Origin of the sequence: Streptomyces genisteinicus (assembly GCF_014489615.1) — a bacterium.
Classification (GTDB): Bacteria; Actinomycetota; Actinomycetes; order Streptomycetales; family Streptomycetaceae; genus Streptomyces; species Streptomyces genisteinicus.
The window spans coordinates 4,712,178-4,737,445 of record NZ_CP060825.1 but is presented as its reverse complement, the minus strand read 5'-3'; the positions used below and the strand labels follow the sequence as shown (position 1 = coordinate 4,737,445).

At 70.0% G+C, this 25,268-nt stretch carries 18 protein-coding genes and 2 pseudogenes; 2 read left to right on the top strand and 18 right to left on the bottom strand.

Annotated features, from left to right (window positions below; genetic code table 11):
* Positions 1–35 precede the first annotated feature (35 nt).
* From IAG43_RS20755 to IAG43_RS20720, 8 genes are all read right to left on the bottom strand, one after another.
* A complete protein-coding gene (locus IAG43_RS20755) occupies positions 36–1,808 on the bottom strand; it encodes an ABC transporter ATP-binding protein (protein WP_187742200.1) in 1,773 nt (590 codons plus the stop codon).
* Entirely contained in the window at positions 1,805–3,673 is a 1,869-nt protein-coding gene (locus IAG43_RS20750) for an ABC transporter transmembrane domain-containing protein (protein ID WP_246574472.1), read from the bottom strand. Before IAG43_RS20750 ends, IAG43_RS20755 begins: the two co-directional genes overlap by 4 nt.
* Entirely contained in the window at positions 3,670–4,950 is a 1,281-nt protein-coding gene (locus IAG43_RS20745) for an alpha/beta hydrolase (protein WP_187742199.1), read from the bottom strand. Before IAG43_RS20745 ends, IAG43_RS20750 begins: the two co-directional genes overlap by 4 nt.
* The gene (locus tag IAG43_RS20740; RefSeq protein WP_246574469.1) at positions 4,943–5,797 is read right to left on the bottom strand and encodes an ABC transporter ATP-binding protein; all 855 of its coding nucleotides are present in this window, start codon (positions 5,795–5,797) and stop codon (positions 4,943–4,945) included. The genes IAG43_RS20745 and IAG43_RS20740 overlap by 8 nt, the downstream gene beginning before the upstream one ends.
* Positions 5,794–6,831, bottom strand: a complete 1,038-nt coding sequence (locus tag IAG43_RS20735) for a FecCD family ABC transporter permease (protein WP_187744564.1) — start codon at positions 6,829–6,831, stop codon at positions 5,794–5,796. The genes IAG43_RS20740 and IAG43_RS20735 overlap by 4 nt, the downstream gene beginning before the upstream one ends.
* Positions 6,832–6,902: 71 nt before the next feature.
* Positions 6,903–7,901 carry a FecCD family ABC transporter permease gene (locus IAG43_RS20730; RefSeq protein WP_246574467.1) on the bottom strand — a complete coding sequence of 333 codons (999 nt, stop codon included), beginning with the start codon at positions 7,899–7,901 and terminating at the stop codon, positions 6,903–6,905.
* A 41-nt stretch (positions 7,902–7,942) separates the two neighbouring features.
* Positions 7,943–8,956 carry an ABC transporter substrate-binding protein gene (locus IAG43_RS20725; protein ID WP_187742198.1) on the bottom strand — a complete coding sequence of 338 codons (1,014 nt, stop codon included), beginning with the start codon at positions 8,954–8,956 and terminating at the stop codon, positions 7,943–7,945.
* A 93-nt stretch (positions 8,957–9,049) separates the two neighbouring features.
* Positions 9,050–10,915 (bottom strand): siderophore-interacting protein, encoded by a 1,866-nt coding sequence (locus tag IAG43_RS20720; RefSeq protein WP_187742197.1) that lies wholly within the window; start codon positions 10,913–10,915, stop codon positions 9,050–9,052.
* Positions 10,916–11,055: 140 nt separating this feature from the next.
* On the opposite strand from IAG43_RS20720, the gene IAG43_RS20715 reads away from it, so the two are divergent.
* Both IAG43_RS20715 and IAG43_RS20710 read left to right on the top strand, forming a co-directional pair.
* Complete coding sequence (locus IAG43_RS20715; protein ID WP_246574466.1) at positions 11,056–12,735, top strand: helix-turn-helix domain-containing protein; 1,680 nt, start codon at positions 11,056–11,058, stop codon at positions 12,733–12,735.
* 351 nt (positions 12,736–13,086) lie between these two features.
* A complete protein-coding gene (locus IAG43_RS20710; RefSeq protein WP_187742196.1) occupies positions 13,087–13,482 on the top strand; it encodes a hypothetical protein in 396 nt (131 codons plus the stop codon).
* A gap of 495 nt (positions 13,483–13,977) precedes the next feature.
* On the opposite strand, the pseudogene IAG43_RS35320 reads toward IAG43_RS20710, so the two are convergent.
* The 10 genes and pseudogenes from IAG43_RS35320 to IAG43_RS20665 form a co-directional block, all read right to left on the bottom strand.
* A pseudogene (locus tag IAG43_RS35320) lies at positions 13,978–14,184 on the bottom strand (DUF7848 domain-containing protein); the annotation flags it as partial.
* 30 nt (positions 14,185–14,214) lie between these two features.
* Positions 14,215–14,493 (bottom strand): annotated as a pseudogene (locus IAG43_RS35210) (helix-turn-helix domain-containing protein); the annotation flags it as partial.
* The gene (locus IAG43_RS20700; protein ID WP_187742194.1) at positions 14,490–15,035 is read right to left on the bottom strand and encodes a DUF6879 family protein; all 546 of its coding nucleotides are present in this window, start codon (positions 15,033–15,035) and stop codon (positions 14,490–14,492) included. The pseudogene IAG43_RS35210 and the gene IAG43_RS20700, both read right to left, overlap by 4 nt.
* On the bottom strand, positions 15,019–15,210 hold the full coding sequence (locus IAG43_RS20695) for a hypothetical protein (protein ID WP_030145782.1): 192 nt from the start codon (positions 15,208–15,210) through the stop codon (positions 15,019–15,021). Before IAG43_RS20695 ends, IAG43_RS20700 begins: the two co-directional genes overlap by 17 nt.
* Positions 15,211–16,115: 905 nt before the next feature.
* Entirely contained in the window at positions 16,116–17,309 is a 1,194-nt protein-coding gene (locus tag IAG43_RS34565) for a restriction endonuclease subunit S domain-containing protein (protein WP_246574465.1), read from the bottom strand.
* Positions 17,290–18,696, bottom strand: a complete 1,407-nt coding sequence (locus tag IAG43_RS20685) for an N-6 DNA methylase (protein WP_246574464.1) — start codon at positions 18,694–18,696, stop codon at positions 17,290–17,292. Before IAG43_RS20685 ends, IAG43_RS34565 begins: the two co-directional genes overlap by 20 nt.
* A complete protein-coding gene (locus tag IAG43_RS20680) occupies positions 18,693–18,878 on the bottom strand; it encodes a hypothetical protein (protein ID WP_187742193.1) in 186 nt (61 codons plus the stop codon). Before IAG43_RS20680 ends, IAG43_RS20685 begins: the two co-directional genes overlap by 4 nt.
* A gap of 225 nt (positions 18,879–19,103) precedes the next feature.
* Positions 19,104–22,412 carry a type I restriction endonuclease subunit R gene (locus tag IAG43_RS20675; protein WP_187742192.1) on the bottom strand — a complete coding sequence of 1,103 codons (3,309 nt, stop codon included), beginning with the start codon at positions 22,410–22,412 and terminating at the stop codon, positions 19,104–19,106.
* Positions 22,409–23,611 carry a restriction endonuclease subunit S gene (locus tag IAG43_RS20670; RefSeq protein ID WP_187742191.1) on the bottom strand — a complete coding sequence of 401 codons (1,203 nt, stop codon included), beginning with the start codon at positions 23,609–23,611 and terminating at the stop codon, positions 22,409–22,411. Before IAG43_RS20670 ends, IAG43_RS20675 begins: the two co-directional genes overlap by 4 nt.
* Positions 23,604–25,238 carry a class I SAM-dependent DNA methyltransferase gene (locus tag IAG43_RS20665; RefSeq protein WP_187742190.1) on the bottom strand — a complete coding sequence of 545 codons (1,635 nt, stop codon included), beginning with the start codon at positions 25,236–25,238 and terminating at the stop codon, positions 23,604–23,606. The genes IAG43_RS20670 and IAG43_RS20665 overlap by 8 nt, the downstream gene beginning before the upstream one ends.
* Between the last annotated feature and the right edge of the window lie 30 nt (positions 25,239–25,268).

Sequence of the window (25,268 nt, the reverse complement as noted above, 5' to 3'; positions counted from 1 at the left end):
CTGCCGCGATTCCCGGCGGCGGTCCGGCGCCGTCCTCATCTGCCCGCGCCGAGGCGCTGTCCGGCTTGCCACACCGCCCACAGCCGGGCGTAGGTGCCGCCGGCGGTGAGGAGTTCGTCGTGGGTGCCGGTCTCGATGACGCGGCCGGCGTCCAGGACCACGATCCGGTCGCACGGTGCGGCCTGGGAGAGCCGGTGGGCGATCACGATGCCGGAGCGGCCGGCGAGGACCGCCTCCGAGGCCCGGTCGAGCCGCTCGGCGTGGGCGGAACCGGCCTCGGCGGTGGCTTCGTCGAGGATCGCCAGCTCGGGGTCGGCGAGGAGCAGGCGGGCGAGGGCGAGCTGTTGCGCCTGCGCCTCGGTGAGCGGGTGTCCGCCGGTGCCGATCAACGTGTCGAGGGCGTCCGCGGACAGGTCGAGCAGATCGTCCGCTCCGGTGGTCTCGAGCGCGGCGCGGATGTCGCGGTCGGTGGCGCCGGGGGCGGCCAGTGTGAGGTTCTCCCGCAGCGTCCCGGCGAACACGTGCACTTCCTGGGTGATCACCGCGGTGCGGCGGGGCCGGGTCACGGTCCCGGCGTCGGGGAGGTGGACGCCCGCGATCACGGATGCGAGCGTGGTCTTCCCCGCCCCGGACGGGCCGACGATCGCGAGGTGCTGACCGGCCGGGATGTCGAGGTCGATGTCGTCGAGTACGGGCGGACCGCCGTCGTAGTGGAACGCGACCCCGCGGAGCCGGACGGCGGTGCCTCTCTCCGCCGCGTCTGCCGGCTCCTCCGGCGGCGTCGGCATGCCGGGCGTTTCCGTCACCGGGATCGTGACCACTCCGATCATGCGGCTCAGCGAGGCGAGGGCCGACTGAAGGGTGTCGACGACGAACAGCAGTTGGTTGACCGGCCCCAGCAGGCGCAGCACGAGCAGCATGGCGGTGGTGGCGCCGCCGACGGTGGAGAGCCGGTGGTCGACGAGGACGAATCCGACGACGAGCACGGCGGCGAGGCTCAGGCATTCGCCGAGGTTGAGCCGGGCGTTGAGCATGCTCTGCACGGTGCGGGCCCGGATCGCGTGCACCGCGACATCCCAGGAGGCCGTCAGCACGGCGCGATGACGGTGCTCGGCGAGGCCGAAGCCGAGCACGGTGGCGTAACCGCGCTGGGACTCGAGGATCTGCTGGGCGCGCGCGCTCATCGCCGCGCGCTCGGCCCGGTACACCCGGGGCCCGGTGCGCAGGTACCACCGCATGGCGAGCGCGTAGACGGGCAGCACGACGGCGAATGCGGCGGCGTAGGGCCACTCCAGCGCCGCGAGCCCGGCCAGCGACACGGCGATGGTGAACGCGGTGACGGTGAGCGCGGGGATCACCGCGGGTGCGGCATCGGCGACGGCGGTGACGTCGTCGCTGGACCGGGATATCAGGTCCCCGGTACCGGCGCGTTCGACGAGGTGCTGCGGGAGCCGCATCGCACGGCTCACCAGCTGTTCGCGCAGCGCGGCGAGGACGGTGTGGTAGATGCGGGTGGCGTGCGCGACCGTCACCGCGGTGCCCGCGGCGCCGAGGACGGCCGAGAGCGCCATCACGCCGGTGACCGTCAGAACGGTGCCGGGATCCGCGGTGCCCGCCCGTACCCGGTCGACGAGGTACCCGACAGCCACCGGCGGGATCAGGTCGACGGCGGTGCCGGCGACCCCGACCAGGCCGACGGCGGTGAGCCGGAGCCGGTGTCCGCGGCTGAGCCGCCACACCTCCCCGGCCGTCGCCCGGCCGCCCGCGACGGGCAGCGCGTGCCCGTCCGCAGCGGATGTCGGGTTCATCTCGCCGTCCTTCCGTGCAGGGGTGCGTCCCCTTCGCGCAGGGGCACGTCGCCTTCATGCAGGGGCGCGTCGCCTTCATGCAGGGGCAGGGGCGGGGGCAGGGGCAGGGGCACGTGATCGAACAGGTCGACGACGCGGTCGCAGCGTCCGAGCAGCACCGGGGACGTGGCGATCAGCAGCGTCGAGCGGCCCGCGCGGACGCCGGGCAGTCGCTCCGCGATCGCGTGCTCGGTCGCCGGGTCCACCGCCGTGGTCGGGTCGTGCAGCACGAGCACCGGTGCGTCGCTCGCCAGTGCGCGGGCGAGCGCGGTCCGCTGGCGCTGACCGCCGGAGAGGCGGTTGCCGTCCTCACCGACCGGGACGTCGAGGTCGGCGGCGAAGTCCTCGCACGCCGCGGCTCGCACCGCGGCGGCGACCAGCCGGGACCCGTCGGCACCGGAGCCGGTACCGGTGCCTGAGCCGGCACCGGCACCGGCGGTGAGGTTGTCGCGGATCGTTCCGCTGAAGAGCGTGGCCCGGTGCGGGGCGACCGTGACCAGGGAGCGGTATGCGCGCGCGCTCAGTTCTCGTGCCGGACGCCCGTCGAGCCGCGTCCGCACATCGTCGAAGGCGCACGGGTCGAGGAGCTCCCGCGCGATGCGGGCGGCGGTCCGGTCGTCGGCCCGCACGCCCACGAGCTCTCCGGGGTCCACCCGGATCGTCGCCGTCGGCGCGGACACCTCCAGTACCGGCGGCGTCCCGGTTTCCGGCCGGGGCGCGTCGTCCTGTCCGGGACTCCGGCCGCCGTGGCCGCGCAGCACGTCGACGACGCGGGCGGACGCGGCGCGGGCCCCGGCGAGGTTGGGGATGGAGACGCTCGCGATCGACTGGATCTGCGGCAGCAGCGCCTGGGTGAGGCCGACGGCGGCGATCAGCTCGCCGATGCTGAGGCGCCCGTCCACCGCGAACCAGCCCGCCAGCCCCATCACGGCGGCGACGAACACGCCGCTGACCACACCCGAGCCCACCAGGAAACGCCCGAGGAGCCCCGCGTTCCGCTCGGCCCCGGCGAGCGTCTCCCGGCTCGCCTGCCGGTACCTCTCGGTCGCCTCCTCCTCGGCGTGTATCCCCTTGACCACCCGGTAGCCCGCGACCAGGTCCGTGGCCCGTCCGACGGTGGAGGCCAGGAGCTCCTGGTACGCGCGGGTGTCCCGGGAGAGCCGCTCGCCGAGCACGCCCATCAGCCAGACCGCGGCAGGTGCTCCCAGCAGCACCGCGAGCCCGAGCAGCCAGTGCGTCGCCAGCAGCGACACGGCGATGAACCCGATGGCCGCGACCCGGGAGACGGGCATGATCAGCAGGATCACCCCGTTGGCGAGGCGGGCGACGTCGTTGGTCATCACCGAGACCACGCTGCCGTCCGGCGCGCGGGCCGAGCCCCCGGCCGGGTGCAGCACGGCGGTCGACAGGGTGCTCCGCAGCCGGTGCTGGAGCAGTTGCACCGCATGCGAGGTGAGCCGGTTCGCCGCCTTCGCCGCCAGCGTCAGCGCGAGGTACAGGGAAACCAGCACGCCGAGCCACAGCGCGAGTTGCGACGCGTTCCCGGTCGCGAGCGCCCGGTCGATGGCGATCCCCATGACCACGGGGACCGCCGACTCGCCCACCTGCCACACGACCGCGAGGAGCATCGCCGGGACGGTGACCCGCTTGACCGAGAGGATCGCGCGCAGCAGGAACCGGCCCGGTGTGGTCCCCGCCCCGGCCTCGAACGCGGGCGCCCCGGCAGGTTCGGGGGGCGCCTGGAGCAGCACGGGCAGCCGGCGGGTCAGCGGTCCCCGCCCCAGTCCTGCGGTGTCGGCATCAGCGGATCGCGAGGAGTCGCTCACGTGGGGCTCCCGTCCCTGCCCCCGGTCGGGAAGCACCAGAGCAGGGCGTCGGCGAAGAGTCCCCGCCACCATGCGTAGTCGTGTCCGCCGGCGAATTCCCGGTAGAGGGTGTCGTAGCCCTTCGTGGTGAGCACGTGGTCCAGCCATCGGCTGTGGGTGCTCGATCCCTCCAGCTCACCGGCGTCGTGGAAGAAGCGGACCGGAGCCGTTTCCGCGGCAAGGCAGTCGGCGATCAGTGTCGGTACGGGGTTGCGGCGCAGCAGCTCGCCCGCTCCGGTGCCCGCTCCGAGGCCGGGGTGGTACCCGCACGACGGGGACTGGAGGACGGCGTTGCCGAAGGCACCGGGGTGATGCAGCGCCGTCCAGCCGGCGCACAGGCCGCCGAAGCTCTCACCGGCCAGCGCCACGTCGGCGGGGTCGCGCGAGAGGGGGTACCGCCGGCGGAGCCACGGCAGCAGCTCTTCGACGAGCATCCGGGAGAACGCCGGATCGCAGAGCAGTTCCTTGTAGCGCTGCGCTCCGAGCTGGTCGACGAGGACCACCGCGCAGGGCCGGACCAGTCCCGCCTCGACCAGGGCGTCACGCACGCTCGGCGCGCTGTGCTCCGGTGTCCCGTCCAGGTGGACCACGAAGGGCAGCGCGCTGTGGGCCGCGAGCTCGCCCGGGGGCATCGAGACCCAGATGCGGCGTTCGTTGCCCAGCAGCTCACTCGCGAACACCGCGGAGTCCACCGCCGGAGCCGGTCGTGCTTCGGCCCGGTCGAGCCAGGGCAGCGGCGCCGCGTCGGGCAGCACGGCCACCGAGGCTCCGGAGAACCGCTCCACCGAGCACTCCGAGAACCTCGGCGGCGGGTTGAACGGGTCCGGGACCTGCCCGCCCGCGCCCGCACCTGCCGGGACCGGCCCGCCCGCTCCCGCCGGGGCCTTTCCGCCCGCACCTGCCGGGACCGGCCCGCCCGCTCCCGTGCCCGTCGGCCCGCCTCGCGTGAACACGTACGAGAAGCGCAGGTCGGAGCGCATCCGGAGGGTGAGCACGCGAAACGGGGTCCCCGCCACCGGCGTGAACTCCGTGCCGACCGGATTGAAGGCGATCCGGGGGCCGATCGCCACCGAGAGGGTGACCGCCGAGTCGCCCGGAGGCTCGTCGACGAACGTCACGTCCACCTCGTCCGCGGAGACCCGCTCGACGAGCGGTGCGCCTGTCTCCCGGAGGTGTCGTCCGAACCTCTCCGGACTCCACTCACCGGTCGACAGCTTCTCGATGGACGGATCAGCCATGGTTCGCGCTCTCTGCATCGGTGGTGCCGGCGGACCTGTGCCGGGTTCGTTCGCGGCCGAGCGGCACGACCTGGGGGCTGCCGGTCACCGGATCGCGCGTCACCAGGCAGCGCAGACCGAACACCTCCTCGACCAGTTCGGCCGTGACGACCTCGTCCGGAGCGCCTTCGGCGACCACCGCGCCGTCCTTCATGGCGATCAGGTGGGTGCCGTAGCGGGCGGCGTGGTTCAGGTCGTGCAGGACGGCGACCAGCGTGCGGCCGGCGTGGTGCAGGTCGGTGAACAGCTCGAGCAGCTCGATCTGGTGGGTGATGTCGAGAAAGGTCGTCGGTTCGTCGAGCAGCAGGATGTCGGTGTGCTGCGCGAGCGCCATCGCCACCCACACGCGCTGGCGCTGCCCGCCCGACAGCTCGTCCACCGGGCGCCCGGACAGGTCGGCGACCGAGGTCTGGCGCATCGCCCCCAGCACGGCCCGCTCGTCGTCCTCGGTCCACTGCCGGACGAATCCCTGGTGGGGGTAGCGTCCCCGGGCCACCAGGTCGGCGACGGTGATCCCGTCCGGGGCGAGCGCGCTCTGCGGCAGCAGCCCCACCCGCCGCGCCACCTCCTTGGTCCTGTAGGCGTTGATGTCGCCGCCGTCGAGGACGATCTGCCCGGCCGACGGCTTCAGAAGCCGGGACAGGCCGCGCAGCAGGGTGGACTTGCCGCACGCGTTCGGGCCGACGACGACCGTGAACGACTCGTCGGGGATCGCCACCGAGAGGCGCTCGGCGATCACCCGCTTGTCGTAGCCGATCGTCGCCGCCTCCACCCTGAGGCGCGCGGTGCCGGGCGGGGTCGCGCTCACAGGCGCCTCCTTGCTTCGGTGAACAGCAGGTATCCGAGGTAGCCGCCGCCGAGCACGACGGTGACGATGCCGACCGGCAGCGGGGTGGGGGCGGCGTGCTGGGCGAGGTGGTCCGACGCCAGGCACAGCAGCGCACCGACGAAGGCGGCGGGGACGAGGGTGATCCCCGCACTGCGGGCGAGCCGGCGGCCGATCTGCGGGGCGACCAGGGAGACGAAGAGGATCGGCCCCGACGCGGCCGTGACCGTCGCCGTCAGCGCGACTCCCACCAGGATCAGGCCCAGGCGGGCGGGCGAGACCCGTATTCCGTGCGAGGCGGCCGCGTCGTCGCCCAGCTGCATCTGCCGCAGCGGCCGGCTCAACGCCCCGGCCGTCAGCAGGAGTACGGCGATGCAGGTGCCGCCGGCGAGGACCTGGTTCCAGGACACGCCGTTGAGCGATCCGGCGCCCCACGCGGCCGCGGACATCGCCTGGTCGAGGTCGGCCTTGAGGATCAGCCAGGTGTTGAGCGAATCGAGCATGGCCGACGCGGCGATGCCGACGACGATCAGCCGGAACCCCTTCACTCCCCGCCGGTAGGCGAGCACGTACACGGCCACGGCGGTCGCCATCCCGCCGAGCAGCGCACCGCCGGCCAGCTGCGTGTAGGTGCCGTCGACGACCAGGATCACGATCAGCGCGCCGGTGTAGGAGCCCTGGGTGAACCCCATGATGCCGGGGTCGGCGAGAGGGTTGCGCAACAGCAACTGGAAGATCGCCCCGCTCACCCCCAGAGCCGCGCCGAACACCAGCGCCGCGACCACCCGGGGCAGCCGCCACTCGACCACGACCTCCTGGACGAAGCCGGTCTCCCGGCCGGTCAGTGCGGAGAGCACCTGCCCCGGACTCAGCGCGTACGAGCCGGTCATCAGCGCGAGCACGGCCATGCCGGCGCCCGCGGCCGCAAGGACCGCGCAGACGACGACCGGGCGCCACGGGAGCCGGACGGCGATCCGCCCGCGCCGCAGCACCAGCGCCCGCCGCCCGAAGTCCACCCGTGGAAGGCGCGCCCCCGGCTTCACGGTCCGCTCGCCCTCTTTTGCCCGCGCGGGGCGCGTGGTCGTGTTCACAGCCCGCTCGCCTTCCTCCGGCGCACCAGCACGACGAGGACGGGAGCGCCGACGAAGGCGGTGACGATGCCCACGGGAATCTCGCCGGGGCGCATCACGACGCGGCCGAGAATGTCGGAGACCAGCAGCAGGCTCGGAGCGAGCAGGACGCTGTACGCGAAGATCCAGCGCTGGTCCGGGCCGGCGATCCAGCGGGCGACGTGCGGCACCATGAGTCCGATGAATCCGACGGGTCCCGCTATCGCGGTGGCCCCACCGGCGAGCAGGGTGAGTGCGAGCACCGCGATCACCCGGGTGCGTGCCAGCCGGACCCCCTGGGCGCGGGCCAGCTCGTCCCCCAGGGCCAGCGCGTTGAGCGGGCCCGACACCGCGAAGGCCAGCACCGCCGCCACCGCGAAGAACGGCAGGACCGGCCACAGGACGTCCAGCGGACGGCCCGTGATCGACCCGGCGTTCCAGTACCGCATCGCGTCGAAGGCGTCCGGGTCGGTCAGCTGGATCGCTTCCCTGGCGCCGCCGAGCACCGCGCCGACACAGACCCCGGCGAGCACCATGACCACCGGCGAGGAGCCCTTCCGCGTCGACCCGAGGGCGAGCACCAGGAGGGTGACGACCAGCGCCCCGGCGAACGCGAACCACATGTAGCCCCGGGCTTCGCGGACGCCGAGCACGCCCACGGCGACCGTCACCGCGAAGGACGAGCCGGCGTGGACGCCGAGGACACCCGGATCGGCCAGCGGATTGCGGACGAGGGCCTGGATCAGCGCGCCCGACAGACCGAGTACGGCGCCGACGACCAGGCCCACGATCGTGCGCGGCAGCCGGAAGTCGCGGATCGCGAACTGGTCGGGGTGTGCCGACGGGTCGAACAGCGCGTGCCACACCACGGACGGCGCGATCGCCGTGGACCCGATCATGACACTCAGCGTCAGCAGGGCCGTCAGCACCACCAGCGCGAGGACCAGGCCGAGCACACGCCGGCGCGGTCGGGGCACCGTCTCGGTGCCCCGACCGCGCTGTCTCGGGGCGAGGGTCGTCACGGCTTGCCGGCGAGAGTCGCCAGCGCGCCGTCGAGCGAGTCCAGGTACTGCAGGACCGGTCCGTAGGAGTTGTTGCCGGGGCAGAAGACTCCGAGCGCGCGACCGGAGGTCACGGTGGGCAGCGCCTTCCAGGTGCTGGTCTCGGTCACCGGCACGAACGGCTCGGTCGGCCGGCCCTCGGCGTCGACCGGGTAGGTGATCACGTCGTACTTCGACAGGCCGGTGATCCGCTCGAACGGCAGGGACTCGTACGCCAGGGGGTCCTTGCCCTCGGCCGCCTCGGGCAGGTCGAGGCCGATGTCGTCCCGGGCGATCTCGGAGCAGCCGATGTCGGCGATGTAGAACGTTCCGGGGTCGCTCCAGTCCCCGCGGGAGACGTCGACGAACGTGGTGTCGCCGATGGTCTTGCCGTAGGTCTCCTTGATCGCGGCGACCTTCTTCTCGAACTCCGCCTTCTGCCTGCCGAGTTCGTCCGTGACGTTGCCGGCCGTGGCGATCTCGCCGGCGAACGCCTTCCACTCGGTGTCGAGCCCCCAGAGCACCGTCGGGGCGATCGACTCGAGCCGCTTGCCGACCTTGTCCCAGTCGTTCGAGTGGAACTGGACCAGGATGAGGTCCGGCTCGAGGGCGGCGAGCTTCTCGAGGTCCACGTCGCCGCCGCTGCCGCCGACGACCTCGGCCGCCTCGTACGCGGCCTTCTGCTCCTTCGGCAGGACGGCGAGATCGGAGTCGGACACCTCGGTGACGCCCACCGGCTTGCCGCCGAGGTCGATGAAGGGCAGGCCCGTGTTGCCGATCGTGACGATCCGCCGGGGGGCGGCGGGAATCTCGACGGTGCCGTTCGCGGCCTTGACGCTGCGGGTCCCGGCGGACTTCTCGCCGCCGGTGTCGGCGGCGGCGGTGTCGGCGGCACCGTCGCCGTCGCCGCCGCAGGCGGTGAGGAGGAGCGACGCGCTCATCAGCGCGGCGGCGACGGCGAGGCCGCGCTTCGTTGTCAGGGTGCTGCTCATGGTGGTGTTTCTTTCTCTTCTGCCCCGGGACCGGGGGATGCGCCGGGGTGGAGTGGAGGGGAGGCTCGTGCGATCGGGGGTGAGCCGAGGGGGTCAGTCAGCGGTGGAGCGGACGAGTTCGTGGACGGTGGTGCCCAGGCCGACCGTCCGCGCCGACCGGCGCGTCAGGCCCGCCGTCGCGATGACGGCGTCCAGCTCGGCCGGGGTGCGCAGGCCCGAGCCGTGGCAGACGAGCCCGATGAGGTCCTCCTCGCCGTCGTGCTCGTCGAGGCCGTCGGTGTCGAAGACCTCCTCGATCAGCAGCACTCGTCCGCCGGGGGTGAGGTTCTCGGCCGCCCGGCGCAGCGCGTGGGCGGCGTCGGCGTCGGGCAGGGTCTTGAAAGCGCGGCTGACGAGCACCGCGTCGGCTGCCGGGCCGGGCTCGAAGACGGACTGCTCCAGCACGCCGACCCGCGCGCGCTGCCGCTCGTCGGGAATCGAGTCGGGCAGGTCGCGGCGGAGCCAGTCGGCCTGGGCGGGCAGGGCGCAGATCGTCACGCGCAGGCTCTCGTGGGCCGCGACGTACTCACGGGCGTGCGCGCCCGCGCCACCGGAGTGGATCACCAGGTGCCCGACTCCGGCGAGCAGATCGGACGTGGCGATCGATCCGGCCAGCGCGGGCTGGAACTTCGCCAGGCGCTCCAGGTGGCGGTCCTCGTAGTCCTGCTCGGCCCGCACGTCGGCGAAGGTCCGTCCGGTGACCGAGGCGTAGGCGGGCCGGCCGGTGCGGACCGACTCGGTGAGTCCGTGCAGCCCGAGCAGCTCGCGACCGACCACCCCCGCGGAGTGGAGCCGGTCGGCGATGAAGTCGAGCGTGAGGACGTCGCCGACGGGAGTCAGGGCGTAGTGACCCGGCTCTGTCGCGGTCACCACGTCCAGGGTGTGCAGATAGCGCAGCAGCTTGCCCAGAGCGCGCTCGTCGGCACCCGTCTCGGCGGCCAGCTCGGCCACGCCGGTCGTGCCGCGGGAGAGCAGATCGGGAACGCCCAGCTCGACGGCGGTGCGGATGGCGAGCGGCGCGACGAGTTCGGTCAGGTCGTGGAGCCTCTGGAACGGGGTGACCGTCCTCTCCGGGTCGGGCACCGCCCCGTCGCCCTCCAGGGCGACGACCGCGGAGCGGCGCCAGTAGCCGGTGAAATCGATGTCCTCCTTGGGCACACCGCGGTCCTCGACGAGGTGGCGGCGGATGTCCCGGACGGCCGTGTGCTCGCCGGCCAGCCATGCGAACGCCTGGCCCGGCCACCACTGCGCGCCGCGGACGGCCTCGGTGAGCGGCGACACGGGCCCGGCCGCCGCACCGGAGCGCACCAGCCACGTCACGTCGACCCCGGGCAGTTGGCGCAGCTCCTGGCGGTGGGCGTCCTCGGTGATCTCGATGAACACCTGCGCCCGGGCGTCGGACGGCAGCTCGTCGAGCAGGCGGGCGATCGCGGGGAGTGCGGTGTCGTCGCCCGCCACGAGCCACCAGTCGGCGCCGGCCGGGAGCGTCTTCGAGGTGCGCGGTCCGCTGAGGTGGATCCGGTCACCCGGCGTGGCGCGGTACGCCCAGGTCGTTCCCACGCCCACCCCGTGCCTGACGAAGTCCACGTCGAGCTCGCCGGCCTGCGGGTCCCACCGGCGAACCGTGTAGGCCCTCGACAGAGGCCGGGCCCCCCGGGGGGCGATCAGCTTCCCCTCTCCCTGGACCGGGAGCACCGGTTCGCCGCGGCCCGGGTGGGCGAAGTAGAGCGCGAGGTCGTCGTCGAAGCCCCGGGACTCGAAGGCGGGCCGCGCGAAGCCGTCCGCCGCGGTGAACGCGTGCAGCTGGTCGCCGCCCAGCGTGACCCGCCGCATCCCCGGGGTGAGGTCGAGGATCCGGACCACCTCGGCCTCACGCAGGGTCGGCGGGTGCACGGTCAGCCGGCGCGAGGTCCTGGGCATGGGGGAACCGGGCTTTCTGGTCGCTTCGAGGGGAGGAGCCGCACGCCGGCATCGGACGGGCGCGCTCCGGTAAGGTTAGGTGAACCTTACCTCCGAAAGCGTGCGCAGACTGCCGTGCAGTTAGGACATACGCTGGGGGTATGACCTCGCCCGCACCGTTCGCCGCCGCTTACGGCTCCCCTCCGCCGATTCCGGGCGCACGGTGGAGTCCGGCGGACGCGCCGGTCCGCCCGCTGCTGCTGTGGGTGCGCACCGGCACGGCGCACGTGCGCCTCGGCGACGGGCCGGCGCTCCGTCTCACAGCCGGCGAAGGCGCGTGGATTCCGGCAGACGGCCACGCGGGGACTCCGGCGGACGGCAGGGCGGAGACTCCCGCGGACGGCCGGAGCGGGCAGACGATCACCACCGAGCCGGGCACGGTCGCCTTCCCTCTGTGCCCCCATGCCGGCGTCGGGGCCCGGGGGTTGCCGGAACTGACGCGGTTCGACGTTCCCGGCGACTGGCACGACTGGCTGATCCAGCTCTTCAACCTCCAGGTCACGCCGTTCAGCGGCAACGGATACTCCCCGGAGGCGATCGCCGAGCTCCTCCGGCGCCCCGGCTCGCGCCCTCCGGTGCTCTCCGGGCCCGGACGGGAACCGAGCCCGGAGGGGTTCGCCTCGCCCGCGATGCCGCGAGCCCGCGGCGCCAGAGCCGTCGCCGAGGAGCTGATGCGCGACCCCGCACTCGACCTCACCGTCGAGCAATGGGCATCACGGGTGCTCTCCAGCGCGCGCTCCCTGCGCCGTGACTTCCTCGCCGGCACCGGGCTCACCTTCGAGCAGTGGCGGCTGCACTGCCGGCTCGGCGCGGCCGCGGAGTTCCTCGCCGCCGGCTACGACGTGGACCAGGTGGCCGCCCTGGTGGGCTTCGCCAGCCGCAACGGCCTCACCCGGGCCTTCAAGGGGAGATTCGGACTGACCCCCCGCGAGTTCGGACGAAAGCTCTTCGCCCGGCCCGGCGCCGCCGGTCTGACCCGGCGGGCGGCGGCGGCACGGCAGACCGACGACCTGATCCGGATGATCCGCGAGACGGACACACCCGCCGCGCCCGACATGCTGCCCCCGGCCAGCACCCCGTCGCACACCAACGACGTCCACGTCCTCAGCTGGATGTACCGGGGCAGCGGATACCTGGACATCGGCGACCGGCGCTACGAGCGGGAGCGGGGGGTGGCGACCTGGATCCCGGCAGAGCTGGAGCACGTCACCGGCCTCCGCGAGAACTCCGTCTCCCTGCCCCTGGGCAACGCGAGCACCGCCGACCTCCACCTGACCGCGCCGCTGCAGGTGCGTTTCTCGCCCGCCTGGGACGACTACCTGATGTTCTGCTCGATCAGCGCCCGGTCCGCTCTGCGTCCCGACGGCCACGACCCCCGCCACATCCTCGGCCTGTTCGCGGACCAGGTCGCCGCCCAGCGAGCACTGTCGGTGCCGATGCCCACCGATCCGCGCGCCCGTGCTGTCGCGATGGAGTGCCTGCGCCGCATCGGCGAGCCCAGCGGAGCACAGGGCATCGAGGCCGGCGGGACGCCGGACGCCGACGTCCGCGCCGAGATCCACCGCGCCTTCCGCGACGAGACAGGCATGACACTCGGCCGCTGGCGCTACGCCGCCCGCATGCGCGTCGCCCGCGACCTGCTCGCCGGAGGCGCCCCGCCCAGCGCCGTCGCGCGCCGGACCGGATACGCCCACCTCCCCACGTTCAGCGCCGCCTTCTCCCGCTTCCACGGGCTCTCTCCGCGCGAGTACCAGGAACGCGAGGCGGCCGGGAGCCGGTGAGCGGGCCTTCGAGCCCGCTGCTCCCGTGCGTTCACGTGGTGCGGGAGCCCCGCCCGAGCACGCGACAGCCCTCGATGCGCATTCCCTGACGCGACAGGGGCTCCCCTGCCCGCGCCGGCGCCTCGCCTCGTCGCGGCAGAAGGCGGACCAGGGGAGATCACACCGCCACGAGCCGGACCCGCTCGCCGCACAGCTTGGCCATCAGAAGCGAGGCACCTCGCGGCCGACGCCAAGCAGAGCCGCCCGGCGGGCAGACCAGAGAGCGAGGCCGTACGAGCGCCACGAAACCTGATCGGGCGATGTCAGGTGATTGCCTGACAGGCGAGGGATGGGTCCGGTAGATCTGTGCTCGTGACTGACTCCACGCCCCCCGAGGACGGCGAGCCCACCACCTTCCGCGTGAAGGCAAAGGACTGGGCCGAGAAGCACCCCAGGACGATCCGCCTCGCCAAAGCCGCGGTGGCGACTGTAGGCATGGCTGTCGTGGTCGGGGTCCTCACACCGCGTGGCATGACAGAAGACAAAGCCGAGTGCGCCGGGCAAGCCGAGGGCGCCGCAGAGGCGGAGGATGCCGAGTCGGCCGCCGACTCCACACAGGAGACCGAGCAGCGGAAATCGCCCGACAAGCACAACGTCGTCCCGCACAAGAGGCGACTTAAGGACGGCCGCGAGATCGACGTGTCGGGCTACGAGCGGGGCGGCTCCTCGGAGGGCGAGGACGAAAACCCTGGCGAAGCCGCGGCCTGACGCCTCTCATTCCTGTGCAGTGCCGGCGGAGGCCCTGCAGAACGCTCGCGCCGCCGCTGACCTGCGGAGATGTGCTCACTTGACCGCTTGGGCGCGAAGCCCTCGTCGACCCTGGAACCGTGGCAGAACCCGAGCTGCTAAGACGTGGCGGACCGGAGCACAGGGCCAAGGGGTCATACCCCGCCCCGTCGCCCTCTCCCGGTTCTCCGTCGCCACCCTACGATCCGCCCATGATCAAGCTGACGTGGGCACTGATAGCCCAGCACGTAGACGGGTGGACTGGCGACGACGCATCGCAGGGTGCCGCCGTCCTCGAAGCGAGGGTGGGTGCTGTGGTCGACGCGAGCGGCATGGAACCGGAGACCGTGCAGCACTGGCGTGCCGACTTCCTTGCGCCGGTGGTCACATCGCTGCGTACAGCAGGGGCGGCAGCCCTTGCCAGGGGCGAGTCGTGGAGCAAGGTCGCCAGACCGTTCCCGGCGTGCGCCTCTTCCGTCACCCCGCCCGCACCACCAGAGCGAACGACGTGCACACCCGCCTGAATCCCTCGTGGCCGGTGCGTCCCGTGTGCCCCATGCACTCGATGTCCACGGCTGACCCGTCCTCGGAAGGCGTCGCCGACCAGCCGCAGCGGAGGCACTCGGCCTCGAACGTCACGTCGGTGTCTGGGTGCTGGGTGATCCGATGCGTGACGTACCGCAGCACAGCGCGGGGCATTACTCGCCCCCGTGCGCGCTTCTTGTGGTAGCCCATACGCCGAAAGAGGCGCCATGCGGTTGCCTCTGTGGCCTGTGCGCGGGCTACAGCAAGGTACTCGGCCTTGATCTCCGGGGACACGTCCAAAGCCGTGAGGATGCGTTCCACGTCCGCCGTCGCCGGGGCGACACGGCCATTCTCGATCTTCGACAGCTTGGCGGTCGACATGACTGCGCTGCGGGCGACGGCCTTGGCCTCCTTGCCGGACGCCTGCCGCAGCGCCCGCAGCGCGGCGCCGAGTTCTGCCTGATTCACGCTGCTCCGTGCTTCCCCCACCACTCGGTGAAGGGCACCGACATGGCCAGGGCGACGCTTCGATGCGTCACGTACTCGTACTCCTCGCCCGTGGGCAACGCCCCCGGTGCCGGGACGAACGTCGGCCCGCTGAACGCGCCATTCTCGTCGTAGTTGAGCACCACAGGCTGCCAGCCGTCGAAGAGCCAGAAATCGGGCACACCCTCCAGCGGATTCGGGCGGTCGGTCGTGTCGAGGATGTAGAACTCCTCACCCGCCGTCATGTTCGTCTGGTAACCCCAGCTCAGCTCGTAGCGGAGGTACGGCGTTAGCGGGCGGGACAGGACGTGGACGCGCACCATGCGCTTGCCGCTCTCCGTCGCCTTTCGCACGGTCTCCAGCCAGTCTGCGTTGTAGTCGGCGGGCTTGGTCTCCCCCGCGAGGAAGGCACGGAAGGCGGCAGGGTTGCCCGAGTTGCTGTAGTCGTCGAGGGTCTCCAGCCGGAACGCCTCCTCCTGGAAGGTGGAGAAGCGGGCAGCCAGGTCGTTAGATGCGCTGATCACGGATTGCCTTCCGGATGAGGTCCATCGGGATTTCCACCAGGGATTCGCCCTCCGGCACATCGAGACCGTGTCCCGTCGGCACGCCTCCCTGCACGATCAGGGTTCCCTTGTCGGTCGCATACAGGGTGGGACAGTCCCCGTTCTCACAGGTGGTGGCCAGCTTCGTCAGCCTCATACGGTGCCCCCTCGTTCCCGTGCTCCGGTGTCCCGTTCATCGTTCCCAGCCGGCGGCTTGCACAACAAGAGGTTCGGGTTTCCAGAACGGGAAACCGGTCCGCCGTCCCTTCGTCCAGGTCATTCCCTTCGACTGTCTTCCCCTCTCCCACCGGAGCCCCAGGTGAGAGCTTCCAAGAGTCGCCGCCAGGGTCAGCACCAAGTCAGCACGCGACCCGGAAGCAGCCTGAATCCGCAGGTGAAAACAGGAAGGGACCAGCCCCGAAGACCCCTGACCTGGGGTTTCCTGCCCTGCCCAGCCACTTCAGCCGATCAAGGAATCAGGCACTACACGTTGAAGCGGAACTCCACCACAAGGCTGTGACCTGCGGAAATGCGGGCGCATCCCAGCACCATCCCAGCACGGGATGCGCGACAAAGTACAAGAAGACCGAAGATCGCCAACGCTACCCGGAAGCGCCCGCACATGCCTGAAGTCTGCGGAACTTCTACGAGCGCCGCATCCGGCTCGTGCCACCACACCGAACCTCGCAGAGCAGCGCTCGCGCTCACTCACGGTCTCCCTGGACGCCGGCGGCCAGCTCCGACGCCTGGCCGCCGCCCAGAATGCACGTCCAGACCTCGGGGCCGGCACGAGCCTCCACAGGTCCCGTATGCCCCCGGCTTGGCGGGGCATAGTCAGAAGCTTCCGCGCTGTCGCAGGTCAGCCTGCATAGCTCAGCGGGTGGAGCAGGCCCCTTCTAAGCGCTTGGCCGCAGGTTCGAGTCCTGCCGGGGGCGCCTCAAACATGGCTGGTCAGGGCGCTCTCGGACCGCTAGCGGAGAAACGGTGCGCGCGGTATTGCGCCGTTCATTCAGAGCGTTGGATTCCGTGCTCCAGAGAGGGGCAACGTGGTCAGCTCGGCTTTCAGCCGGCTGAAGGGAGACGCGCCAGGCCCCCCTTTTCCAGCTCGTGCACCACCAGCTCCTCCATCACGTGTCGCTCCCTGGCGGAGGCGTAGGCGAGGTCGTGCAGGGCAGCAGCACGCCTGGCGAAGTCCCGCCTCACCGCATCGGTCGGCCAGGGGATCTTGTAACGGGAAAAGTCCTTGCGCCTCATCGCGCGGGCCTGCTCACCCTGCGTAACGGCCGTCAACTCCCGCCTCCGGTAACGCAGCGAGTGCAACAACCACATCCGATCGACCTCGGACTCTGTGTAAATCGCGAGCGTCCGCCGACCTGGCACTACGTGGGTAGTAGTGAGCACGGTCCGCACCTCCCCGGGACGGGGCGCGATCAAGAGGCTGCCGGACGGGCATACAACCTCCGCTTGCGCCACGGTGCGTGAAGTCACTGCACCCAGATGTACTGTCTTGCAGTTCAGTACCTCGCGGGGAGACACCCACGGCACAGCCGACTGCTCGCTGTCCGGCAGAGACTGTGCCGCACCAGCCGTAACCTGACACACTTCGCCCACTGCACGCTCGGTAACGGGACCTTGCCCGCACGTCTGCAGCGCCTCCATGAAATGCGCATTCGCTAGTTCCGTCGCGCAAGACACAATCCGGGTGTTCAACGCATTCTTGCGCTCAGCAAGCGAGATCAGCGAAAGCAGCCTCTCCCGCACCGGCGCTGGAGGCACTGGCACGGGAAGTCGGTTGAGTGCCTGCAGAGGCAAGGTCATGTGCTCGGCGTTCGACGAGGACAGCGTGAGATAGCTCTGGCTCTGCGAGGTCTTCAGCCACCATCGAAGCCACAGATCCCATTGTTGGGCGCGGCCCTCTGGTGTCCAGCGGACGACCGCGAGCGACCTGGCGACATTCCATCCTGCGTGCTCCTCCCCTGCAACTGCCGCCTCCCCCACGCGCCCCACGAGCACGACAAGGAGGTCCCCAGACCTCAGCGTGCTGCGTGGGTGGCGTCTGGCCACCTCGGGAGGCACAAATGTGAACTCCTGGACGTGCACACCTCCCTCGACGATCTCTGTGGCGCGGATCATCGGGATTCCGCCGGATGCCTTCTGCTGTCGCGCAATTCCGTAGGCGGCGTACTCGACCCCAGGGAACTCACGCAACTCAACGACGGGCCACGGAGTGGGGACATCATCCGATTCTGTAGTCATGCCTGCTCTCCAGGGCATCACGGACTCGGTTCCTGGCTGCGGCGCTACGATCCATGCACTCATACAGCTCGGCCTTCCGGTTCCGGTCTCCGTCATTTGAATGCAACTGCGCGGTGCCCCCGTTCCGTACGTAGCGTGCGGGAGTCAGATCGAAGCCCGCCTCAGCGATTTCCTCGTACCTCGCCGCACGGCACCATGGGACGGATTCAGGGTCCCCCTCGCCCTCGCGGCGTCGAAGTCCCTGCCATTCACCGAAGATCTGCAGCAGGCGTTCGGCCGAGTCCTTTGCGAAGTGGCGCCGCTGCCCCTTCTTCGCTGCTGGCAGTTTCCCTGCATCCGCGAACAAGACCTGATCGGAGTGCGGCCGCTCTCCTTTGGCCAGCAGCCACAGCGCCGTGCTCGCGCTGGCGTGCGGAAAGAGCCACGTCGGCAAGGCCACAACTCCCACGACCAGACCGTTCTCCAGCAGCCCACGGCGGATCAGTCCGTCGGTGCTGTTGCTGCTGTGCGCCGCGCCGGAAGACAGCAGAATGACGGCCCGTCCTTGTGGCATGAGATCGGCAAGGATGTGCTGGACCCAGGCGAAGTTCGCGTTACCCGGACGTGGCACCCCCACGGTCCACCGCCAGTCGTCCTTCAGTTCACCGTGGCCCCAGTCCCGCTGGTTCACGGGAGGGTTGGCGACGATCACGTCGGCCGGTATCGGTGAAGTGCCGGCCCTGAGGGTGTCAGCTCCTTCCTTGCCGAGGTCGGCATGGAATCCGTGCAGGGCGAGGTTGACGGCTGCGGCGTAACGCGCCGTCTGGTTGATATCCGCACCGGACAAGCGCACTTCACCCCCCTGTGCCCGAGCCCGGTGTGCGGCGGCGCGCAGCAGTCGCCCGCTGCCGCACACGGGGTCCCGAACAATCTCGCCTCCTCGGGGAGCGGCCAGCCCCGCGAAGAGGTACGCCAGGTCGTTTGACGTGAAGTAGTCATCGCCACGCGCATAGCGTGTCGAGTACGTGTCGAGGAGCACGTCAAGGAGCCTCGGGTCCGGATCCAGCTGCCGCACCTCCGCGATCAGCTCACGGAGGGCCGGGTCGATGAGCTCGAAGGGACGGCTCACGCCTTCGTCGCGATACGCAGGAAGACTGTGGGCGCGAGCAACGGGCGTACGCGGCCACACTGCGCCGAGCCTGGCCCCCGCTGACTCCGAACCCGGCCCCCACAACCGGTCCACCTCCGCCAGTGATCCATGGCGGGACCAGCAGTGAAGGTAGACCACTTGAAAGGCAAGCCGGTACGTCGTCGCAGCATCGGCGACGCTGCGTAGCTTCTCGACGGCCCGCAGCACTCGCCGGTACTTCAGCCGCCCCTCTTCGTTCGCCCATTCCTCCTGGGTCACGACGACCTCAGCCAGGAGACGACCGCCAGCCCGATGAGAACAGAGGCTCCGCAGGCGGCACCACCGTTCTGGATGGCCGTGACGACCTCTCCCGCGCCCACGAAATCGAGGATGCCGGCCACGAGCCCCACCACCACGGACGCCAGGACGACCACCACCAACAGCAGCGCTCGCTGCGACATGCCACAACTCCCTCGGTTCCACCAGCAGTTAGCAGTTCTGCGGTTCGTTCCGCGGACTTGAAAGTAGTGGCCTGACGCACCTCACGTCTCGCAGCACGGGAATTTGCTTTTGCCGTAAGGCGGTCGGGCGCAGCCCCTGCCGACCCCACGAAGGACATCCGGTCGGGCAGACGACCGCCCCGGCAAGCAGACGCTTGCCGGGGCCAGAAGCAAGATGAGCGAGGGCTATGCGTCGGCGGCCGAGCCGTCCTGGGACCACTTGTCGGCAAAGTGTTCCATCTGACGGATCACCAGGTCGATCGCTTCCTTGGACTGCTCCGGCGGGTAGCCGTGGCGGGCCAGGAGGCGCCTGATGGTGGCGCGGAGCCTGGCCCGGACCGGTTCGCGGGCGATCCAGTCCTTCTTGAGGTTCTTGCGGACCTGGACCACGAGGTCCCGGGCGATACCGGAGAGGATCTCGTCGCCCATGAGGTCGCGGGCGCTGCCGAGGTCGGCGACCGCGTCGTAGAAGGCGAGTTCGTCGTTCCCCAGCGGCGGGGTGAACTTCTCACCTCGCCGGGCGTCTTCCGCAACCGTCTTGGCCAGTTCCACCAGCTGGGCGATGATCTCGGCGCTGGTGAGCTGCTGGCGCATGTAGCGGGTCATCAGGTCCTGGAGGCGCTCCGAGAACGCGGTCTGGCGGACGATGTTGTGCCGGGTCTGCTCGCGCATCTTCTGCTCGACGAGACGGCGCAGGGCTTCGGCTGCCAGGTGCGGGGTTTCGCTGTTCTGCAGGCGGCCGACGAGGGCGTCGTTGAGGTGGGTGAGGTCGGCCTTGTCCAGTCCGGCCTCGGAGAAGAGGTCGGTGACGCCGCCGGTCTCGACGACGGAGGAGGTGAGCTGGGAGAGGTAGAGGGCGACGTCGCGGGCGACGGGCAGGCCCTGGGCCTCACGATCCATGGCGTCGAGCTTCGCCATGTACGTACGGACCTCGACGAGGAACTGGATGTCACGCTTCCAGTACGGCTGGTCGGTGAACCGGGAGGAGATGTCGGCGGAGGAGCCGGCCAAGGCGAAGAAGCGCTCCAGGCGGTAGCCGTGCTCGCGGAAGCGGCGACTGAGGGTCTGGTTCGGGTCGTCGAGCTGGTCGGGGTTGTTGCCCTGGGTAGCGGGGCTGCGGAGGTACTCGGCCGTGGTGTAGGCCGCCTTGATGAAAGCCTTCGGGTCGGGGCGGGAGAGGCGTTCGCGCCAGTTCCAGCCGAGGAGCATCTGATCGAGGATGTCGTACTCGTTGCGGAGTTCGTCCAGGGCGCGGTCGATGTCCTGGCCGAGGGTCCGGTCGGCCTGGTCGTCGGCGGAGTACTCGGCGATGGCCTTCTGGAGGTTCTCGGTGAGGGGGGCGTAGCCGACGAGGAGGCCGTCCTCCTTCTTGCGGAAGCGGCGGTTGACGCGGGCGAGGGCCTGCATCAGGCCGGCGCCGCGCAGCGGCCGGTCCAGGTACATGGTGTGGATGGACGGCGCGTCGAAGCCGGTCAGGAGCATGTTGTTGACGATGAGGAGCTGGAGTTCGTCCTCGGGGTCCTTGGCGCGGTTGATGACGGACTTGCGCTGAGAGTCGCGCAGGGCGTGGGCGCGCAGTTCCTTGGAGTCCTTGCGGGAGTCCGAGGAGTAGACGATCTTCATGGCGCCGGTGGTGGGGTCGTCCGTGTGCCAGTCGGGACGCAGTTCCTTCAGAGCGTCGTAGACGCGGACGCAGATCTCGCGGGTGGCGCAGACGAGCATCGCCTTGCCGGGGGCTCCGCCGGGTGCGTCATCGGCGTCCGCGACGAACGGCAGCATCGCCGCACGGCGTGCTTCCCAGTGTTCGACCAGGTCCTGGGTCAGGTCGCGTATCCGGGCGGGGGCGCCGTACATGGCGTTCATCGTGGCGACGGCCTGCTCGACGCGGGTGCGCTCGGTGTCGTCCAGGCCATCGGTGATGCGGTCGGCCTCGGCGTCGATGCTGGTGGGGTCGACGTCGCGGTCGAGGACAAGCTGGACGACGCGGCTCTCGTGGTACACCTTCACGGTCGCGCCGTCGTCGGCGGCCCGCTTGAGGTCATAGGTGTCGATGTAGTCGCCGAAGACCTCGCGGGTGTTGCGGTCGGCCTCGGAGATCGGGGTGCCGGTGAAGGCGAGGAGCGTGGCGTGCGGGAGGGCATCGCGCAGGTGGCGGGCGTAGCCGTCGAGGTGGTCGTAGTGGCTGCGGTGGGCCTCGTCGACCACGACGACGATGTTGCGCCGCTCGGAGAGGAGCGGGTGGTCGGTCCCGGATTCCTTCTCCTGCTTGGTCCTGCCGAACTTCTGCAGGGTGGTGAAGAGGATGCCGCCGGTGCGCTTGGCGGCGAGCTCTTCGCGGAGAGCGGCGCGGTTGAGGAACTGGTGGGGCTGTTCCGGGAGGACCTCGCTCTCCTTGAACGTGTCGAAGAGCTGGTCGTCGAGGTCGGTGCGGTCGGTGACGACCACCACCGTGGGGTTGTGCAGGGCGGGGTGGCGCATGACGAGGTTGGTGGTCAGCACCATCTCCTCGGACTTGCCCGAGCCCTGGGTGTGCCAGACCACGCCGGCCTTGCCGTCGGTCGCGGCGGCGCGACGTACGGCGTCGGCGGCGCGGGTGACCGCGAAGTACTGGTGCGGCTTCGCGATCCGCTTCATGCGCTTGGCCGGCACGAAGTTGATGAAGGACCGGACAAGGGCGAGGAAGCGAGGCTGGGTGAACAGGCCGTGCAGAGCGAGGTCCTGGCCGGTCGGGATGTCGAGATCGGCGTGGACGCTGACGGCGTCCACGGTGTCCACGCGGGCGCCGAACTCGTCGGTGTTCCACGGGGCGAAGTGCTCGTACGGGGTGAAGGGGGTGCCGTACTTCGCGGTGATCCCGTCGGAGAGCAGCACGACCGCGTTGTAGCGGAAGGCGGTGGGGAACTCCTCGACGTAGTGCCGGATCTGGGTGTGCGCGGCGGAGAGGGTGGCGTTGGCGTCGCCAGCCCGCTTGAGCTCGATGACGGCCAGCGGGAGACCGTTGACGTACAGGACGAGGTCGAAGCGGCGGTTGCGCTCACCGTTGATCACGGTCACCTGGCGGACCGCGCGGTACGTGTTCGCGTCCGCGTTCTCCAGGTCGACGATCCGGACGGTCGGCGTGTGCTCGGCGTCGAGCGCGTCGGTGTACGTGACGGAGTGGATGCCGTCGGTCAGGTAGCCGTGCGCGGTCCGGTTCTCCTCGTACGTGTCCTGTGAGGTCGGGGTCGCGGCGGTCGCGAGGGCCTCGCGGACGGCCTCCGGGGGGAGGGCGGGGTTGAGCCGCTCGATGGCCTCGCGGAGATCGGAGTACAGGATCAGGTCGTCCCAGGAACGGCGGTGACCGGAACCGGGCGCGAGCTCATTACCCTCGGCCTTCGGCCAGTCGAGCTCCAGGAGCTCTTCGAGGGCGAGGAGCTCCCAGTCGAGTTCGAGGGGGCGGAAGTTGTCGGGGGTGGGGGTGTCGCTGGCGCCGTCGTCGTTCCCGTGCGTAGTCATACGTGGTCCTCGACAATCTTCTCGGCGTCCTTGACGCGGAGGCGGCCGGACATGAGCTGGGGGAGGAGGGTGTCGCGGAGGGCAGCGAGGGTGCGGGACTCGCTCTCCAACGATTTCATGTGCGAAAAAGCGGCAGAGGATTCCCTTCCGAACGCTGCGAGTTGCTCAGCGTCAGGACTCCTCACGGAGTAGTTCGAGGCGTCTGCCGCACTGACTCGTTGACGCCCAGATGAGCCAACCATGTTCCGGATGGCGTGCTCACGGAACCGAGAGTCGCGAGCCAGGAAATAGCTCAGCTCACTCGGGACTCCCGGAAGGGAGCGCAACACGATGAACTCGGTAGACCCGAGCCCGATCTCTCCATCCTCCATGAAGTCGACGTAGCCGGTCTTACCGTTCTCCAAGCAAGGAGTGATACGCGCCATGAGCGTGTCACCATTCACGAAACGAGGGCCAGACTTCGGCTCACGCCGAGTCCAGGACGGAATTCCAGCACGATTCGTCTGGAGCGCCGCCATGTCCACATAGACCGGCTCAGCAGCGGCAGGCTTGCCGAGCTTCGGGCCGAAAGCGATGAGATCCGTAATCGGGATCTCAGATTCACCGTCCGGCTCGTCACCAAGACCCAGCTCAGCGAACCGGCACTGGAGCAGCTGCTCGTAGGTGGCCGCGATGCGCTCATTGACAGCGATCTTGTCGTCCAGCGCCCCTACGACAGCACACACTGCGTCTCGTTCACGCCGCGGGGGCATCGGCACTGGGAGAGTGCGTACGTCCTTCAAATTGAGCGTGGCCTGAACCGTAGTATTCAACCGGTCATGGAAATATTGCTGCGCTGGGTCGCTAGAAAGAATCAGCCTCAGCCACTGAGCCGTAACCTCCGAACTCGGACGCACCACGGCAATAGCGCGCGCTACGTTCCATCCGCAGATCTCTTCGGAAGCAACTGCCACTTCGCCGACTGAACCGACGAGCGTCAACAGGACTTCACCGCCCCGCAATCGCGTTCTTGCGTATTTCTCCTCCACGTCACGCGAAACAACCAACGGATCCGAGGTGTCAATCTTCCCGCCACGGACATCTTTCACACGAACGATCGGAACTCCATCTACCTCCAGGGTTCCGGGCTGGACAACTCCGTAAGAAATCTTCTCACTGACAAGGGATTCCAGCGGGACATCATGAATGCGCTCAGGCACCGATCCTCCCCAGCTGCGTACGAACAGTCTTCCCCAGCGCATCCGACTTGTCGAAGAGTTCGTACAGCTCCCCGGTCAGCCGCGAGATCTTCTCTGCGACCGCCTCGGCGTCCTCTTCCTCCGTCTCGGCCGCCCCGACATACCGCCCCGGCGTCAGCACGTACCCGTGCTCCTGCACCGTCTTGAGGTCCGCGCTCGCGCAGAACCCCGGCACGTCCGCGTACGGCTCCCCCGCGTCCTTCGCGCTCGTCGTCCCGCGCCACGCGTGGTACGTTCCCGCGATCTTCTTGAGGTCGGCTTCCGTCAGGACGCGCTCGGTACGGTCGACCATCTCGCCCATGTCGCGGGCGTCGATGAAAAGGATCTCGCCCCGGCGGTCCGCCGCCGCGGCCTTCTGCCCCTTCACACCCCCCGGCGACTTGTCCTTCGCCAGGAACCACAAACAGGCTGGAATGGCCGTCGTCCGGAACAGCTGCGCCGGCAGCGCGACCATGCACGCCACCATGTCCCCGTCCACCAGCGCCTGCCGGATCTCGCCCTCGCCGCTCTGCTGGCTGCTCATCGAGCCGTTGGCCAGGACGACGCCCGCCGTCCCCCGCTCCCCCAGCTTGCTGATCATGTGCTGGAGCCAGGCGTAGTTGGCATTGCCCCTCGGCGGGACGCCATACTTCCACCGCGCGTCCGACTCGTTGCGTGCCCAGTCCTTGATGTTGAAGGGCGGGTTGGCCATGACGTAGTCGGCCTTGAGGTCCGGGTGCTTGTCGTCGGCGAAGGTGTCGCCCCAGCGGGCGGCGAGGTTGCCGTCGATGCCGTGAATGGCGAGGTTCATCTTGGCCAGGCGCCAGGTGCGTTCATTGAGTTCCTGGCCGTAAACCGAGATGTCGGACTTATGTAGGCGGCCGCGGTGGGCCTCGATGAACTTGGCGGCCTGGACGAACATGCCGCCGGAGCCGCAGGCCGGGTCGTACACCCGGCCCTCGTACGGTTCCAGGACTTCCACCAGGAGGCGGACGACGCTGCTCGGGGTGTAGAACTCGCCGCCCCGCTTGCCTTCCGCGCGGGCGAAGTTGCCAAGGAAGTACTCGTAGACCTCTCCGAGGACGTCCTGGGCGGGCTTGTCGTCGCTGCCGCCGAAACGGGCGTCGGTGATGAGGTCGACGAGTTCGGCCAGTCGCTTCTTGTCGACGTTGTCCTTGTTGAAGATCTTGGGGAGGACGCCGGTCAGCGACGGGTTGGCCTTCATGATGGCGTCCATCGCCTGGTCGAGGACCTCGCCGACGTTGCCGGTCTTGGCGTTGGCGGAGATCGAGGACCAGCGGGCGCTCTCGGGGACCCAGAAAACGTGGTGCCCGGTGTACTCGTCCTGGTCCTCCAGGAACTCCTCCAGGCGGTCCTCGGCGATGCCTTCCTCCGCGAGTTCCTTGGCGAGCTGTTCGCGGCGCTCTTCGAAGGCGTCGGAGACGTACTTGAGGAAGATCAGGCCGAGGACGAACTCCTTGTACTGGTTTGCGTCCATGGAGCCGCGCAGCTTGTCGGCGGCCTTCCAGAGGATGGCCTGGATCTCCTTGGTCGTGGAGGCAGTGAACAGCTCCGCCTGGTCGGCGGGCTTCTTCTTCCGGGGCGGCATGGGCGCTCAGGTCTCCTTCAAGAGTCGGAC